This is a genomic window from Stutzerimonas sp. C6.4V (genome assembly GCF_058536345.1).
The window spans coordinates 2,140,314-2,155,636 of the sequence record NZ_JBZUBM010000001.1; the positions used below are offsets into that span (position 1 = coordinate 2,140,314).

General features: G+C 58.7%; 11 protein-coding genes and 1 pseudogene. 9 read left to right on the plus strand and 3 right to left on the minus strand.

Features of this window, described 5'->3' with window-relative positions; genetic code table 11:
• Nucleotides 1-60: 60 nt before the first annotated feature.
• The 3 genes from gmd to AC4LFW_RS09990 all read left to right on the plus strand — a co-directional run bounded on the left by gmd (nucleotide 61) and on the right by AC4LFW_RS09990 (nucleotide 3,822).
• Complete coding sequence (gene gmd, locus AC4LFW_RS09980) at nucleotides 61-1,092, plus strand: GDP-mannose 4,6-dehydratase (RefSeq protein WP_491818896.1); 1,032 nt, start codon at nucleotides 61-63, stop codon at nucleotides 1,090-1,092.
• Nucleotides 1,093-1,324: 232 nt separating this feature from the next.
• On the plus strand, nucleotides 1,325-2,236 hold the full coding sequence (locus tag AC4LFW_RS09985) for a GDP-mannose 4,6-dehydratase (protein ID WP_491818897.1): 912 nt from the start codon (nucleotides 1,325-1,327) through the stop codon (nucleotides 2,234-2,236).
• 497 nt (nucleotides 2,237-2,733) lie between these two features.
• Nucleotides 2,734-3,822, plus strand: a complete 1,089-nt coding sequence (locus tag AC4LFW_RS09990; protein WP_491818898.1) for a polysaccharide biosynthesis/export family protein — start codon at nucleotides 2,734-2,736, stop codon at nucleotides 3,820-3,822.
• Nucleotides 3,823-3,942: 120 nt separating this feature from the next.
• Here AC4LFW_RS09990 and AC4LFW_RS09995 read toward each other — a convergent pair whose 3' ends face one another.
• Nucleotides 3,943-4,149 carry a hypothetical protein gene (locus AC4LFW_RS09995; protein ID WP_491818899.1) on the minus strand — a complete coding sequence of 69 codons (207 nt, stop codon included), beginning with the start codon at nucleotides 4,147-4,149 and terminating at the stop codon, nucleotides 3,943-3,945.
• A 471-nt stretch (nucleotides 4,150-4,620) separates the two neighbouring features.
• Between AC4LFW_RS09995 and AC4LFW_RS10000 the strand changes: the two genes are divergently transcribed.
• The 4 genes from AC4LFW_RS10000 to AC4LFW_RS10015 all read left to right on the plus strand — a co-directional run bounded on the left by AC4LFW_RS10000 (nucleotide 4,621) and on the right by AC4LFW_RS10015 (nucleotide 7,980).
• On the plus strand, nucleotides 4,621-4,917 hold the full coding sequence (locus AC4LFW_RS10000) for a DUF3649 domain-containing protein (RefSeq protein ID WP_491818900.1): 297 nt from the start codon (nucleotides 4,621-4,623) through the stop codon (nucleotides 4,915-4,917).
• The gene (locus AC4LFW_RS10005) at nucleotides 4,914-6,443 is read left to right on the plus strand and encodes a PepSY-associated TM helix domain-containing protein (protein WP_491818901.1); all 1,530 of its coding nucleotides are present in this window, start codon (nucleotides 4,914-4,916) and stop codon (nucleotides 6,441-6,443) included. Before AC4LFW_RS10000 ends, AC4LFW_RS10005 begins: the two co-directional genes overlap by 4 nt.
• Nucleotides 6,440-6,769, plus strand: a complete 330-nt coding sequence (locus tag AC4LFW_RS10010; protein WP_491818902.1) for a DUF3325 domain-containing protein — start codon at nucleotides 6,440-6,442, stop codon at nucleotides 6,767-6,769. The genes AC4LFW_RS10005 and AC4LFW_RS10010 overlap by 4 nt, the downstream gene beginning before the upstream one ends.
• Before the next feature lie 194 nt (nucleotides 6,770-6,963).
• Nucleotides 6,964-7,980, plus strand: a complete 1,017-nt coding sequence (locus AC4LFW_RS10015) for an SDR family oxidoreductase (RefSeq protein WP_491818903.1) — start codon at nucleotides 6,964-6,966, stop codon at nucleotides 7,978-7,980.
• Nucleotides 7,981-8,337: 357 nt separating this feature from the next.
• Here the strand turns inward: AC4LFW_RS10015 and map are convergent.
• Together map and AC4LFW_RS10025 are read right to left on the minus strand one after the other, a co-directional pair.
• Nucleotides 8,338-9,140, minus strand: a pseudogene (gene map, locus AC4LFW_RS10020) (type I methionyl aminopeptidase).
• Nucleotides 9,141-9,421: 281 nt separating this feature from the next.
• On the minus strand, nucleotides 9,422-11,140 hold the full coding sequence (locus AC4LFW_RS10025; protein WP_491818904.1) for an amidase: 1,719 nt from the start codon (nucleotides 11,138-11,140) through the stop codon (nucleotides 9,422-9,424).
• Nucleotides 11,141-11,793: 653 nt separating this feature from the next.
• Between AC4LFW_RS10025 and AC4LFW_RS10030 the strand changes: the two genes are divergently transcribed.
• Nucleotides 11,794-13,995 (plus strand): OsmC domain/YcaO domain-containing protein, encoded by a 2,202-nt coding sequence (locus AC4LFW_RS10030; RefSeq protein ID WP_491818905.1) that lies wholly within the window; start codon nucleotides 11,794-11,796, stop codon nucleotides 13,993-13,995.
• 294 nt (nucleotides 13,996-14,289) lie between these two features.
• Nucleotides 14,290-15,294 carry a tRNA dihydrouridine(20/20a) synthase DusA gene (gene dusA / locus AC4LFW_RS10035; protein WP_491818906.1) on the plus strand — a complete coding sequence of 335 codons (1,005 nt, stop codon included), beginning with the start codon at nucleotides 14,290-14,292 and terminating at the stop codon, nucleotides 15,292-15,294.
• The last annotated feature ends 29 nt before the right edge of the window (nucleotides 15,295-15,323 follow it).

The window sequence follows — 15,323 nt, forward strand, 5'->3', positions numbered from 1 at the left end:
GCACACACCTCGCGGCGGAGCAGAGCATCTCTTAAATCTCCACCTTAAACAGGGAAGACAATGAAAGCGATCATCACGGGTATCACAGGACAAGACGGCGCCTATCTGGCTGAACTGCTGCTGGAAAAAGGCTATACCGTGTATGGCACCTTCCGTCGTACCAGTTCGGTCAACTTCTGGCGAATCGAAGAGCTAGGTATCGACAAGCACCCCAACCTGCACCTGGTTGAGTACGACCTCACCGACCTCTCTTCAAGTATCCGCTTGCTGCAAAGTACCGGTGCAACCGAGGTATACAACCTGGCTGCGCAAAGTTTCGTTGGCGTTTCATTCGAACAGCCGCTGACCACCCTTGATATCACCGGTGCCGGTGCGGTCAATCTGCTGGAAGCGATTCGTATCGTGAATCCGAAAGTTCGCTTCTACCAAGCATCGACTTCCGAGATGTTTGGTCAGGTTCAGGCGATTCCACAACTGGAAACCACGCCGTTTTATCCGCGTAGTCCCTACGGTGTCGCCAAGCTTTATGCGCACTGGATGACCATCAACTACCGCGAGTCCTACGGCATCTTTGGTTGCAGTGGCATTCTCTTCAATCATGAATCTCCCCTGCGCGGCCGTGAATTCGTGACCCGCAAGATCACTGACTCCGTCGCGAAGATCAAACTCGGCCTGCTGGATGTTCTTGAGCTCGGCAACATCGACGCGAAGCGCGACTGGGGGTTCGCAAAGGAATACGTAGAAGGCATGTGGCGCATGCTGCAAGCAGATGAGCCGGATGTGTTCGTCCTTGCGACAAACCGTACGGAAACCGTGCGGGATTTCGTGACGCTGGCATTCAAGGCCGTAGACATCGAACTGCAATGGTCAGGGTCGGGTGAACAGGAGCAGGCCATCGATGCGTCGACAGGCAAGGTTGTGGTTCGGGTAAACCCGAAGTACTACCGCCCTGCCGAGGTTGACCTTCTGATTGGCAACCCTCAAAAAGCCAGGGAAGTACTGGGGTGGGAGCCGAAGACGACGCTGGAGCAATTGTGCCGGATGATGGTTGAGGCGGATATGCGCCGCAACAAACAAGGCTTCTCGTTCTGACAGCTGTGAAGCTGGAAAACAGGCGCGCAGCCAATCCGGGCCAGTCGAGCTACCAAGCGCAACGGTAAGGGCAGCAGAATGGCTGTCCCTATCGCATAAGCTGTCGCCAGGAGATGGGTCTATAGACTCGGGAGCGCTGGGCAAGCCTGTCAGGCAACTTGACCGGACGGACGCCCCGTTGCACAGGACAGATGCAGCTCCGCAGGTACAAGCTCCATCGAAAGGGAACATCATGCGTAGAGTGCTGATTACAGGCCTAACCGGATTTACCGGTCGCTATATGGCGGCAGAGCTTGCGGCGCACGGCTATGAGGTCCACGGCCTCAGCTATCGCCAGCCCAAAGGCGAGTTGCCTGCGGGTGTGTCAGCCATCCATTGCTGCTCGCTCAACGACTCGGAAATGCTGCGAGATCTGTTGATGGAGATCCGTCCGGTTTACGTAGTGCACCTTGCGGCCGTCTCCTTTGTCGCCCACACGGACCCGGACGCGATCTACAACGCCAACCTGCTGGGCACACGGCATCTGCTCGAGGCGTTGTGCACTGTAGCGCCCGGCCTCGAGGCGGTCCTTCTCGCCAGCAGCGCCAATGTCTATGGGAATGCTACCGAGGGCGTACTCGATGAATCCGCCCCGATTGCACCTGCCAACGACTACGCAGTGAGCAAGGCTGCGATGGAATATCTGGCGAGACTCTATAACAGGCGTCTTCCACTCGTTATCACTCGGCCGTTCAATTACACCGGAGTTGGCCAGGCCGAGCAGTTTCTCATCCCAAAAATCGTCGCCCATACCCGGCGCAGGGCAGAAATCATCGAGCTGGGTAATCTGGATATCGCGCGAGATTTCTGCGATGTACGGCAGGTCGCCTATGCGTATCGACGCCTGCTGGAAACGCCGGCTGCAATTGGCGAAACCGTAAATATCTGTTCCGGGTCGGCCTATACCCTGCAGTACGTGCTCAAGCAAGCTGCCGCAATATCCGGGCATCATCTGGATGTGCGGGTCAATCCGGCCTTTGTGCGCAGCGCCGATGTGAAAAATCTATTTGGTTGCAAGACCAAGCTCGAGTCGTTGATCAGCGAGCTGCCACCTATCACGCTGTCCGACACGCTGCGCTGGATGATCGAAGCGCCTTTTCAGTAACGAATAATCAACGGCAGCGGGCCGAGACCGTCAGGTGCCGCTTCGCGCCTGTGTTGTCATTCGCTTGCGCTGGAAGTTTCTACGGCCCGGGCAGACCTGATCGACATGAAGCCTTTCCCTTGGCTTGTTCCAGACGGCTGACCCGTAGCAGTCCAGTTTTCAGATTCCCTGGTGCGTCATTTGCTGTTGTCGATGTGAACCCCGTGGAAACGTAGCGGTCTATGGCTACTGTGAGTGATAGGCACCCGTTCCGCCTTATTCCAAGGCACTGTGCAAGCCTCGGTACAACCGAACCAGTGGCAGTGCAAGGTCAGGTCTCTACACCAGATCCGGGGGGATTCCCCTCGCATTGCAGTAGCAACCCGGGAGCGGCATTTCGAAGTAGCTAGCAGGCATCCGATGCCGCAGGCGATTCGAGAGCGACCATTCCCACGTTACAGGTGAATACAGCCGTTTCACTTCGTGAAAAACAACTATTCCGTCAAGGATGAAGCCCCATGAAACCATTGTTTGCTCTCGCTTTTTCGTCCGTGCTGGTGCTCCAGGGATGCGTCTTTTCTCCTGGTCAGCATCTGGATCCCGACCAGTTCAAGGAAGGTGCTGAAACAGAGGATGGCACTGTCCAGCTGATGCGTATCACGCCTGAGATGCTCAAGGGAGACCTCTCCTCAGACATGGGTACCTCCAGCAAGCAAGAGCTTTTGAACTTCAAGCCCGAGGCTTATCGCATCGGCGCCAACGACCTGCTGTATATCACCGTCTGGGATCACCCTGAACTGACCGCACCCTCGGGCCCGCAGCAGCAACTGGACGCAAACGGCCGCCTGGTTCGTCCTGATGGCACGCTGTTCTACCCGTATATCGGCAACATCGAGGCGGCGGGCAAGACCATCGAACAGCTGCGTTCGGATATTTCACGGCGACTGGCCAACTACATCGACAGCCCACAGGTTGACGTCAGCCTGCTGCGCTTCGGTAGCCAGCGCATCATTCTTTCCGGTGCGTTCAATACAGCAGGCGAGGTAGAAGTCACGACTGCCCCCATGACCATCGTTCAGGCCATCGGCCAGGCCGGTGTTGATACCCAGACAGCGGATCTTTCCGGCCTGATGCTCAAGCGTGACGGTCGCGAATACATGCTCAACCTCGATGACCTGAATCGCCCTGACTCATGGCTGCATCAGGTTTATCTGAAGGATGGCGATCAGCTCCATCTGCCCTATAACGATCAGAAAAAAATCTATGTGTTGGGTGAAGTCGTAAATCCGCAGGCCATGACGTTCAAGGCCACCAGCCTCAACCTGATGGATGCCATCGGCACCGCGGGCGGGATTCGCCAGGACACTGCCGACGGCGAAGCGGTGTACGTCATTCGTGGCGCAGAGAACATCGCGACCGAAAAAGCCACGGTGTTCCAACTGAACGCTGAATCTCCAGCAGCCTTTGCTCTGGCTCAGCATTTCCCGTTGCAGCCGCAGGATGTCGTGTTTGTCGGACCGGCCGGAATCACTCGCTGGAACCGTTTCATCAGCCAACTGCTGCCGTCTGCTAGCGTCATCGGCACTGGTGCTGCGTTCAACCGTTAAGGGTGCACTAGCCTCAGGCTGACTTAGCCTCATCGAAACCGCAGTCTGCCCTTGGCGACTGCGGTTTTTTTTGGCTATCAAACCGGTCAAATCACCAAGGCCAAGCGATACCAGTGACGATCACTCAGTTGGAATTGTCGGGTCGTCCTCGAACATATCGATGTCTTCATCACTGACCTCTGTCTCCGTGCCTTCCGGATCGGACATCGGCGCGTCATTGATGCTGGCTCCGTCCGGATCTCCCGGTAATGGCTCGTCTGTTCCAGCATCATTGGCAGCCAGCAACTGGCCAATGTTGATGTGCGTTTCCGACATATCAAATTGCATGATTCACCTCGTTATCGCGACAGGCCCCAGCGACCTAAATGTTCGAGCAGCGGCTTTTGCGATAGTGCGCAGCCGCCAGTCGGGACACCTTGAAATAAGCGCACACGGTAGCAGCCAGGGATAGCCGACTACCCAGCGTTTGCCTGGTTGGTGGAAATTTTTCCGATCGGCGATTACAAATCCAACTAATTCGCATTAACATGCCAGGCAACCAGAGCACCAACGCGCTGCCACAAGCCCCGCTCACCATGGCATGTGTTTTCACGACAATAACAAGCTCATGAACTCCACGACGCGGACGTCAGGACCAACGACGGCATGACTCACTTACCGTCCACAGCGCCCAGACCTTTACGGTGCGCCTCTGCTTGCAGATGCGCCGCTTCAACGGATGCCTGACAAACCATTGCTCGAGTGCCTTGAGCCAGCATTACCAGACCAGACAACGAATTCACTGACGAGGCACACCCGATGAACATGCCGACCTTTCAGAAGCGCTGCACGATTGGCAGCCGGTTAGGCGCTGCGATGCTGGGTGGCTATGCCCTGGCTTTCGGATTCACCGCGTTTCTTACCACTTACCTGCCCTTTGCCCGCGCCGACCGCGTTGTTACGGCCAGTCTGTTGTGCTTCGCGGTCTGGGTCGCTGCTGTGATCTATGCGTTTGGTGCCAGAGGTGCCTGGCGCGCCTGGTTAGTTATTGGCGGTCTGGCTGCGCTCTTCTGGGTTGCGGCCTATCTGCCTGGCGAGTGGAGGAGCCGTCCATGAGCCTGCGTCAATCCATGGCGGGCCTGCATACCTGGGGGGGACTGCTGCCCAGCTGGTTGCTCTTCGTAATCCTCTTCGCTGGCACGCTGGCATGCTTCGACAAAGAGATCGAGCGCTGGATGCGCCCAGCGTTGCACACTCAGACGACGAACACGGTCACCGCCGATCATGTCAGAAGCTGGCTGAACACCAACGTCGAGGCGCCACTGCATGCCTACTGGCTGCACGGCCCTACCAGTCGTGAGCCCTACTGGAAGCTGGGCTGGGAGGAAGATGGCTCCGGCGAACGCGGTCGCGCGACCTTTGATCCGGGGACTGGCGAGGTCATGCCGGAAACGGTAGGCGGGGAGTTCTTCTTCACGCTTCATTACAATCTGCACGCCGGAACGATAGGAATGTATATCGTCGGGCTAGCGGGCATGTTCATGCTGGTCGCGCTGGTTTCCGGCATCATCGTGCATCGGCGGATATTCAAGGATTTCTTCACCCTCAGACCAAAAGCCAACGGGCAGCGTGCCTGGCTGGATGCCCACAACCTGTTCGGCGTGATCGGCCTGCCCTTTCATCTGATCATGGCTTATACGGGCGTTGCGGTGTTCGTGGCCTCCTACATGCCTGCCGGCGGGATGGTCGCCTATGACAGCGATCCCTTGGCATTCTTCGAAGAAGTCCAGGGCGGTTATCACCGCAACGAGATGAACCAGCCCTCGGGTGAGCTGATCAAACTCGACGGCCTCATTACCGATGCGCGGCAGCGATGGGACGGTGCCAGCCCCGGCTGGATCATTGTCGAGCATCCTGGGGATGCCTCGGCAGTCGTCAGCATTCGTCGCCTGGATACTTCACGCATCGGATCGCCACAGGATGCCTTGAACTACGATGCAACGACCGGCGAAATGCTCCACCAACAGGTGGCCCCGACCGGCTACCGGGCCTACATGTGGTTGGTCGGGCTGCATATGGCGCAGTTTGGCGGGCATGTCGTCAGGGTGCTGTATGCCCTTCTCGGCTTGGCCGGTTGCGCCATGCTGGTCGCGGGCACATCCGTCTGGCTGCGTAAGCGGGAGGCTCGGCAGACCAAGGGGCTGCAGATCGTCCGTGCCCTGAACGGTGCGGTGTTCTATGGGATGCCGATTGCCTCGCTCATGCTGCTATGGGCGAACAGGTTGCTGCCTGACTCAATGGATGCAAGAGCTTCCGCAGAGGCATGGAGCTTTGCCCTGGGCTGGTTGGCAGTGACCGGCTTCGCCGTTCTACGCCGAAATCATCCGGTCCAGCTTAAGCGCCAGATGCTGGTTTCGTTGGCCTTGCTTGCGCTCGGCCTGCCTCTGCTGAACGCGATCACAACAGAGGCGCACCTGGTGGCCAGCCTCGCTCAAGGCGATGGCGTGCTTGCCGCTATGGATATCACCTTACTGGCAATAGGGGTTATGTGCGCCTGGCTCGGCCTGCGCAGCCCGCAGCAGAAACGGGTGTCTGCGCGGTCGGCAGGATCGGTAAAACAACGTCAGGAGCTCGCCCGATGAGTGTTCTGGCATTTGCGCTCAGTTACCTGGGCATGCTGGCTCTCTGCCTGGCGTTGCCTCGCCATCATCGACAGCTGTTTTCATCAGAACTACAGCGTTCACGACAACGAGGGCTGCGCCTTCTCGCTACGGGTCTGTTGATGGCGGCTCTCGCGCTGGACATCTTTGCGCTGGGCACTTCGATCGGTTTGGTTGTGGGCCTCGCACAGCTCATGTTCGCCGGGATCGCCGTAGGGCTCGTGCTCTCCTGGCGCGAACGAGCGCTTTTTCCAGTGGGAGGCATGCTCAGCCTCTTGGGTGCAGTGAGTGTCATTACCTGGCCTTGATCAGGACTCGATCGGCCAGGCGCGACGCTCCGACCACAGGTCTGATACCGATTATCTGCGACAGGGAACGGGCCCCGTTGACGTACATCTACTCTGAGTACTCACGTTAAGCCTGGCCAACGGCATGGCTGGGCCTTGCCCTTGCGCCATCCGGCAAAGGAACGCTCGATGCAGCGCTGCTCGAAGGAACAGCCATGCACTCCGATGACCATTCACTCTCACGCCGTCGATTGATCCAGGGCGCTGCCGCCACGGTAGCCGTCGGGGCGGCGGCGTCGGCCCTTGGCCAGACAGCCGATTCTGGTTCCGCCTCGAAACAGCCACAACCCGACCCACTGCGTTCACCCAAAAAAATCTATCCGCAACCGCCTTTTCCGGAACAGTCACAGCCATGGCCGGGGCTGGCCGGAAAGATGGAGCCCAAACCCGACCACGGCGAGACCAGTTACCAGGGCAGCAACCAGTTGGCTGGTCGCAAGGCACTGATCACCGGAGGAGACTCCGGCATCGGTCGCGCGGCAGCGATCGCCTTTGCCCGAGAGGGAGCGGATGTCGCCATTGGCTATCTTCCTGACGAAGAGCCCGATGCCCAGGATGTCGTTCGATTGATCCGCGAAGCCGGGCGCAAGGCTGTCGCGTTACCGGGCGATATCCGGGACGAGGCCTTCTGCAAGAAGATGGTAGAACAGGCTGTCGAGCAGCTCGGCGGGCTGGATATTCTGGTAAATAACGCTGCGCGGCAGAACAGTGAACAATCGATCCTGGACATCACCACCGACGAGTTCGACTGGACGCTCAAGACCAACCTCTACGCAATGTTCTGGATCACCAAGGCGGCCATTCCGCATCTTCCTGCCGGGGCCTCGATCATCAATACCTCGTCAGTCACAACCTATGACCCACCCGCCAACCTGCTCGATTATTCGATGACCAAAGCCGCCATCGTCAATTTCAGCAAAGGCCTGGCCAAGCAGATGATCGACAAGGGCATTCGTGTCAATGCCGTCGCACCGGGCCCGTTCTGGACACCCCTGCAGGTCAGCGGCGGGCAGACCATGGAGAACCTCAAAAGCTTTGGTAGCACCACACCGATCGGTCGCCCTGGCCAGCCTGTAGAGCTCGCACCGGTGTACGTGCTGCTCGCTTCAACGGCCTCCAGCTACGTGACCGGCCAGGTCTACGGCGCAACCGGTGGTAACGGGCAGCCCTAGCTTCTTATTCGCCACCTTGGCGCTCGTCAGAACGACCCCCGTCTGGACCAGGCTGCTTGCGGCCTGGTCCAGGTCCATTCCGTCTGGCATCGGGGCCGTATAAGAAAAACGGATACCTGCTTAACCATTTCCCAGCGCCTTGCGCTTGGACTGACCAGCATCGAACAAAAAGAACGAGGTAGAGACGATGAACAAAGCAATCCCTGACAAGCTGCTCCTGGCGGCTTAGCCCGCCTCTGAGGTCGTTTCTGGTTCTTCGGAATTTCCCTCGATGCTCCGCTTCGATGCGATTCGAGGAAAGCTGGAATGGCTCGCAACCTGTACCGTCGGACAGTTTCGATTGGACAACACTGCTGGCTAAGCGGTAGCTGTGTGCGAACAATGAGCTCCGTGTGAATCGTCGCGGTGTTCAGGCCAGACCGTAAGCACCTCGAATCCGTCATCGGTAACTGCAACCATGTGCTCCCATTGCGCGGATATCGACTGGTCCTTGGTGACGACTGTCCAACCGTCAGACAGCGTTTTCACGGCACGCTTGCCCGCGTTCAGCATCGGTTCGATCGTGAAGATCATACCCGTCTCCAATTTCAAGCCCTGGCCGGGTGAGCCGAAGTGAAGGATGTTCGGCTGGTCGTGATAGACCTTGCCGATACCTGCCCGCAATATTCGCGTACCACACTTAGTCCGGCACCTTCGGCAAGTGTTTGGATCGCATGGCCGATGTCACCCAGCGTAGCGCCAGGACGCACAGCCCGAATGCCGGCCCACATGGCTTCATAGGTAGTTTCGACCAGATGGCGTGCCTTTGGGCTGAGCTCGCCAACGAAGTACATCCGGCTGGTGTCGCCGTACCAACCATCCTTGATCACCGCCACATCGATATTCACGATATCGCCATCCTTCAGCACCGTAGACGATGGGATGCCGTGGCAGACGACTTGATTGACCGACGTGCACAGCGTCTTCTGGTAACCCTGATAACCGATGTTGGCCGGAGTGGCTTTCAACACATCGACGATATAGTCGTGACATAGCTTGTCGAGATGATCCGTAGTAACGCCTGCCTTGACATGCGGAACGATCATGGCCAGCACCTCGGCAGCCAGCGCTCCAGCGGCACGAGACATGGCGATTTGTTCTGGGCTATGAATGGGCGACATTGATTTTCATACGCTCGCCTCTGGAGCCGTACGCAGCTCGCCATTTCTGAGGAGACCAGCCTCGATGCAGAGCTTCTGCAGATCGAGACCGCCGGATTGCTTATAAGATCGCGAGAGGGCTCGGCTTCTCAACTGCCCGTTTTCAACGATATACATGCGCCTACGGACCAATCGCCTAGGGCGTTCCCTGATTAAATCAGGAGCGGCCTTGCTGCTGGCAGCGCAAGCCCGGGCCTGGCGCCATAACCATGCCTATCATTCGGTGGGCCCGAGTGAGGCTCTCAGACCTGCCCCAAAGGAGGCGTCCGTGGAGGCACGCTTCTCTTGCTGCCAGTGGACTCGTAAGCCGCCGCCAAACGCAGCAACGATGAATCGTCATAGGCTCGTCCAGCGAATGTCAGCCCTACCGGCATGCCGATGTCCGCCATGATGCCCATTGGGACAGTCACCGTCGGCACGCCGAGATGCCGGATTGCTAGGTTGCCGTTGGCGACCCAGACGCCGTTGCTCCAGGCGATATCCGCCGAGGCTGGATTGACGTCAGCATCTGCCGGCGCAACATCGGCTACCGTCGGAAAGATCACTGCGTCGAGCCCCAGGCGATCCATCCACTGCTCGAGATCGATTCGACGTGTCTGCTCAAGGCCGCGCAGCCCGTCCGGTAGTGTTTCGATCCTGTCCCACGGCGTGATCCCTCGCTCGGCCATGCGCACATATTCATCCATCCCTGCAGCGAGATCGCCCTCCCTGTTGGGTAGGGTCCCGGGGTCATGAGGAAAGATCTGAGGGCCGTCCACGTCGACCAGTCGATTCAGGGCGGGGTCGCCATTGGCCTGAAGAAAATCGTCGAATGCCCAGGCCGTCAAATCCCACAGCTCATGGTGCAGAAACTCCTTCGATACAAGGCCGCGATTGAACACGGTAGGCGCGCCGGGACGATCGCCTTCGCAGTTGGAAACGAGCGGAAAATCGACCTCGACCACCTCGGCCCCCGCGGCCTCCAGCGTCTGGCGAGCCTGTTTCCAAAGCGAGATGACCGATGGCCGTGTATGGATGCGCTGGCCCGTCGGCCCGCCGATGCCAGGCTCGGCACTCGTACCTGCTGCGGGGTCGGCGTTGATGTACATCCGAGGCACGCCGAACCGTCTACCGGCGAGCGCGTCGGCCTTTGCGGCCAGGTCCAGGTAAGACGGCGGGCGAACCGAGGCGACACTCGGCAGAGGCACCCAAGGCTGCATGCGCCACAGATCGCCGCGGGTGTCTGGATCCTCCGCGACAATTACATCCAGCACCTCGAGCAGGTCCGTCATGGTTCTGGCAAAGGGCACGACCACATCCATGGTCGGCGTCAGCGGCCAGTTTCCACGAACCGAGATCACTCCTCGCGAAGGGGTATAGGCACACAGGCCGCTGTTCGATGCAGGCCCTCGCCCACTCGACCAGGTTTCTTCGGCCAGGCCGAACGCTGCAAAGCTGGCCGCGGTTGCCGTACCCGCTCCATTGGACGAGCCGGAGGCAAAGGGAGCTGGCAGATAGGCGCCGTTGTAAGGACTTTCGGCGCGACCGTACACGCCGCGCTGCATGCCGCCGTTGGCCATCGGCGGCATGTTGGTCTTGCCCAGACAGATCGCTCCGGCACCGCGAAGCCGCTCGATCGTGAAGGCATCGCGGCAGGCCATCAGGTTGGCGAAGGCAGGGCTGCCGGACGCCGCGGTGAGGCCCTTGACCAGATAGCTGTCCTTGGCGGTATAGGGAATGCCATCGAGCGGCCCCAGGGTTTCTCCCCGAGCACGGCGGTCATCGGAAGCCCTTGCTTCCTTCAGTGCATCCGGATTTCTTACCACCACGGCGTTGAGTGCGGTGGGGGTATCGGGTCCGTCATAAGCTTCGATCCGTGCGAGATAGGCTTGAACAAGCTCAACCGCAGTAACCCGGCGGGACTCGAGCGCCTCGCGCAATTCGGCAATGGACGCTTCGGTAACTTCGATAGGTGCTGGCATCTGGCCCTCGCAAGACTGCTGTGCATGAAAATCCGTGGCGACAATATAGCGATATATCGCTGACCATCCGAGGGCAGACGTCGAGCAGACCGCTCTGTATGCAACCTGGGACAATCCCTGGGAAACCGCAGCGTTACGCAACGCTGGATAGCGGGACCGGAGTTGAATCATTTGCCCCCAGAGCGCCCTACCCCAGCGACGTGGGTGCGAATCATGGCAGCCCGCACGTGAGCCAATGCCCCCAGAAGGAAAACAGCCGCCGCGCATGTACTGCCCCCCGAATGCAACGACGACATCCACACCCTGCGTAGCGAAACGCTCGCTGCGCACCGCCGACTGGCTCGAGACTGCAGTTGGCTTGCTGCTAACACTCAGATCGTTGCGACTGAACCAGACCCTCCTGCTGCGCGAGGGCTACGCCGGGACGATTACCGCTGGTCCTTCCGGGTCTGCTCTGCTGGTGGGTGAACACCTCATGAACCCGCGCCTGCTGCGGCCCGGGGCGGTACTTTGAAGATGCCATCACTGGATCTACGTTAGCGTTGCCGCCCAGGCGGAACCGGCAAGCGCCTGCGCTGACAATGCCGAAAAGAAAGACTTCTAGCTGAGAAGCCGGATAATGACGGCCAAATCCTGTTGTTCTGGTGCCCCGCATGGAAATCAAAGTTAACTTTCTCGACAACCTCAGGCTTGAAGCCAAGTTTGATGATTTCACGGTGGTAGCCGATCAGCCGATCCGCTACAAGGGCGACGGTTCGGCACCAGGCCCGTTCGATTACTTCCTGGCATCATCGGCGTTGTGTGCCGCCTACTTCGTCAAGCTGTACTGCCAGACGCGCGACATTCCCACCGAGAACATCCGGCTATCGCAGAACAACATCGTCGATCCCGACAACCGCTATAACCAGATCTTCAAGATTCAGGTCGAGCTGCCGGCGGAGATCTCCGACAAGGATCGCCAAGGCATCCTGCGTTCCATCGACCGTTGTACGGTAAAGAAGGTAGTGCAGACCGGACCGGAGTTTGTGATCGAGCAAGTGGACGATCTCGATGCCGATGCCCAGGCACTGCTGCTACCCGGCACCGGCTCGGACGCGAGCACCTATATTGCAGGCAAGGACCTGCCGCTGGAGCAGACCATCGCCAACATGTCGCAGATTCTGGCGAACCTGGGCATGAAGATAGAAATCGCCTCATGGCGCAACATCGTTCCCAATGTCTGGTCCCTGCATATCCGCGATGCACAGTCGCCGATGTGCTTTACCAATGGCAAAGGCGCCACCAAAGAAAGCGCGCTGGCGTCGGCCTTGGGCGAGTTCATCGAGCGACTCAATTGCAACTTCTTCTACAACGATCAATTCTGGGGCGAAGACATCGCCAATGCGGCATTCGTCCACTACCCGAACGAACGCTGGTTCAAGCCCGGCCGCAACGATGCACTGCCGATTGGAATACTCGACGAGTATTGCCTGGACATTTATAACCCCGACGGTGAGTTGCGTGGCTCGCACCTGTACGACACCAATTCCGGCAACGTGGAGCGCGGCATCTGTTCACTGCCCTACGTGCGCCAGTCTGACGGTGAAGTCGTGTACTTTCCGTCCAACCTGATCGAAAACCTTTACCTGAGCAACGGCATGAGCGCCGGCAATACGTTGCCGGAAGCGCAGGTGCAATGTCTCTCGGAAATCTTCGAGCGTGCGGTCAAGCGGGAGATTCTTGAAGGCGAAATGGCCCTTCCAGACGTGCCCCAGCAAGTGCTGGCCAGGTATCCGAGCATCCTGGCCGGTATTCAGGCGCTGGAAGAACAGGGCTTTCCAGTATTGGTGAAAGATGCGTCGCTGGGTGGCGAGTTTCCGGTGATGTGCGTCACCTTGATGAACCCAAGAACCGGCGGCGTATTCGCCTCGTTTGGCGCCCACCCCAGCTTCGAAGTGGCTCTGGAGCGCAGCCTTACCGAACTGCTGCAGGGCCGCAGTTTTGAAGGTTTGAACGACTTGCCCCAGCCGACTTTCGAAAGCCAGGCGCTCACCGAACCGAACAACTTCGTCGAGCACTTCATCGATTCCAGCGGTGTGGTGTCGTGGCGCTTCTTCAGTGCCAAGGCGGACTTCGACTTTGTCGAATGGGATTTCTCCGCTCAGGGTGAAGATTCCAATGCCGAAGAAGCCGCGACCCTGTTCGGCATTCTCGAAAACATGGGCAAGGAAGTGTACATGGCCACGTACGACCAGCTAGGCGCAACCGCGTGCCGCATCCTGGTCCCTGGCTATTCGGAAGTGTACCCAGTGGAGGATCTGATCTGGGACAACACCAACAAGGCATTGCATTTTCGCGCCGACATCCTCAACCTGCATCGCCTCGACGATGCCAGTCTGCAGGCACTAGTCGAGCGCCTGGAAGACAGCGAGCTGGATGACTACACCGACATCACCACGCTGATCGGCATCGAGTTCGACGACAACACGGCCTGGGGTCAACTCACGATCCTGGAGCTGAAGCTGCTGGTTCATCTGGCCTTGCAACGGTTCGACGAGGCGAAAGAACTCGTGGAAACATTCCTGCAGTACAACGACAACACAGTCGAGCGAGGTCTGTTCTATCAGGCCCTGAATGCGGTACTGGAGGTACAACTGGACGACGAGTTGGACCTGGCCGACTACGAGGTCAACTTCCGCCGGCTGTTCGGCAACCCGCGGATGGACGCCGCGCTGGGGTCCCTGGACGGCAGCGTACGCTTCTATGGACTCACGCCTACAAGCATCAAACTGGAGGGGCTCGATAGGCACCTTCGTCTGATCGAAAGCTACAAGAAACTGCACCAGGCGCGGGCCAACGCTATGGCTTCTGCCTGATCGTTGTGCCGGCCGCTGGATGCCACGCGTACGCTGCGCCTGGTTTCAACCACTGCATGGCAGCTGGATGAACCGGGAGCGCGTGACCCAGCTTCGAATCATCACGCCGCGCTGGACGTCCTGTCACTGCAAGAGGCTCCATCGAATACCCGTGACCGCTCGGTGCAAGGTGTAGACTTGCCCCCATTTCTCTGAGCTGTGCCTGTCGGGAGTCGCTGGTCGCCCTGCCTCATCCGACCGTGCAAAGCCGACAGGCCTTACAAGTACGTCAGCACACACGCCGTTGGAAGCATCATGCTAGAAATCTCTAAGCCAGGAACCACCCCCGCTCAACTATCTCGCCGCTTTTCCGTTGCGCCGATGATGGATTGGACAGATAGGCACTGCAGGTACTTCCTGCGCCTGTTCTCCCGGCACGCATTGCTTTACACCGAAATGGTGACGACAGGCGCATTGATAAACGGGGATGCTGAGCGCTTTCTTCGTCATGACGAGACGGAACATCCGCTGGCCCTACAGCTGGGCGGTAGCGTGCCCGGGGAATTGGCAGAGTGCGCCAAGATGGCACAGGCCGCGGGCTATGACGAAGTGAACCTCAACGTTGGCTGCCCAAGCGACCGGGTACAGAACAACATGATAGGTGCCTGCCTGATGGCACATCCGGCTCTGGTTGCCGACTGCGTGAAAGCCATGCGGGACGCTGTTGGCATAGAGGTTACGGTCAAGCACCGAATCGGAATCAACGGGCGCGACAGCTATGCACAGCTCTGCGATTTCGTGGGCCAGGTAAAGGATGCAGGGTGCCGGAGCTTTACATTGCATGCTCGGATCGCAATTCTCGAAGGCCTTTCTCCAAAAGAAAACCGAGAGGTACCGCCGCTTCGCTACGACGTGGCGGCTCAGCTGAAAAAGGATTTTCCGGATCTGGAAATCGTCCTTAACGGTGGCATCAAGACGCTCGAGGAATGCGAAACGCATTTGCAGCATTTCGACGGCGTCATGCTTGGGCGCGAGGCATACCACAACCCCTATCTGCTTGCGCAAGTGGATCGCAGGCTGTTTGGCAGCGAGACGCCTGTTATCAGCCGCGCCGAGGCGCTCAGACGCATGCGACCCTACATCGAAGGCCACCTCAATGCCGGCGGCGCTATGCATCACATTACCCGTCATGTGCTGGGGCTGGGCCAGGGCTTCCCCGGCGCGAGACGTTTTCGTCAGCTTCTGTCGGTGGATATTCACAAGACACAGCAGCCCCTGGCGCTTCTCGACCAGGCGACTAGCCTGCTTGAGGGCCGTTGATTGGCAATGGCTCTGGAACACCGCAGACC

Coding starts and splice junctions, on each gene's coding strand:
- gmd (WP_491818896.1), top strand. CDS start 61: ATGAAAGCGATCATCACGGGTATCACAGGACAAGACGGCGCCTATCTG.
- AC4LFW_RS09985 (WP_491818897.1), top strand. CDS start 1,325: ATGCGTAGAGTGCTGATTACAGGCCTAACCGGATTTACCGGTCGCTAT.
- AC4LFW_RS09990 (WP_491818898.1), top strand. CDS start 2,734: ATGAAACCATTGTTTGCTCTCGCTTTTTCGTCCGTGCTGGTGCTCCAG.
- AC4LFW_RS09995 (WP_491818899.1), bottom strand. CDS start 4,149: ATGCAATTTGATATGTCGGAAACGCACATCAACATTGGCCAGTTGCTG.
- AC4LFW_RS10000 (WP_491818900.1), top strand. CDS start 4,621: ATGAACATGCCGACCTTTCAGAAGCGCTGCACGATTGGCAGCCGGTTA.
- AC4LFW_RS10005 (WP_491818901.1), top strand. CDS start 4,914: ATGAGCCTGCGTCAATCCATGGCGGGCCTGCATACCTGGGGGGGACTG.
- AC4LFW_RS10010 (WP_491818902.1), top strand. CDS start 6,440: ATGAGTGTTCTGGCATTTGCGCTCAGTTACCTGGGCATGCTGGCTCTC.
- AC4LFW_RS10015 (WP_491818903.1), top strand. CDS start 6,964: ATGCACTCCGATGACCATTCACTCTCACGCCGTCGATTGATCCAGGGC.
- AC4LFW_RS10025 (WP_491818904.1), bottom strand. CDS start 11,140: ATGCCAGCACCTATCGAAGTTACCGAAGCGTCCATTGCCGAATTGCGC.
- AC4LFW_RS10030 (WP_491818905.1), top strand. CDS start 11,794: ATGGAAATCAAAGTTAACTTTCTCGACAACCTCAGGCTTGAAGCCAAG.
- dusA (WP_491818906.1), top strand. CDS start 14,290: ATGCTAGAAATCTCTAAGCCAGGAACCACCCCCGCTCAACTATCTCGC.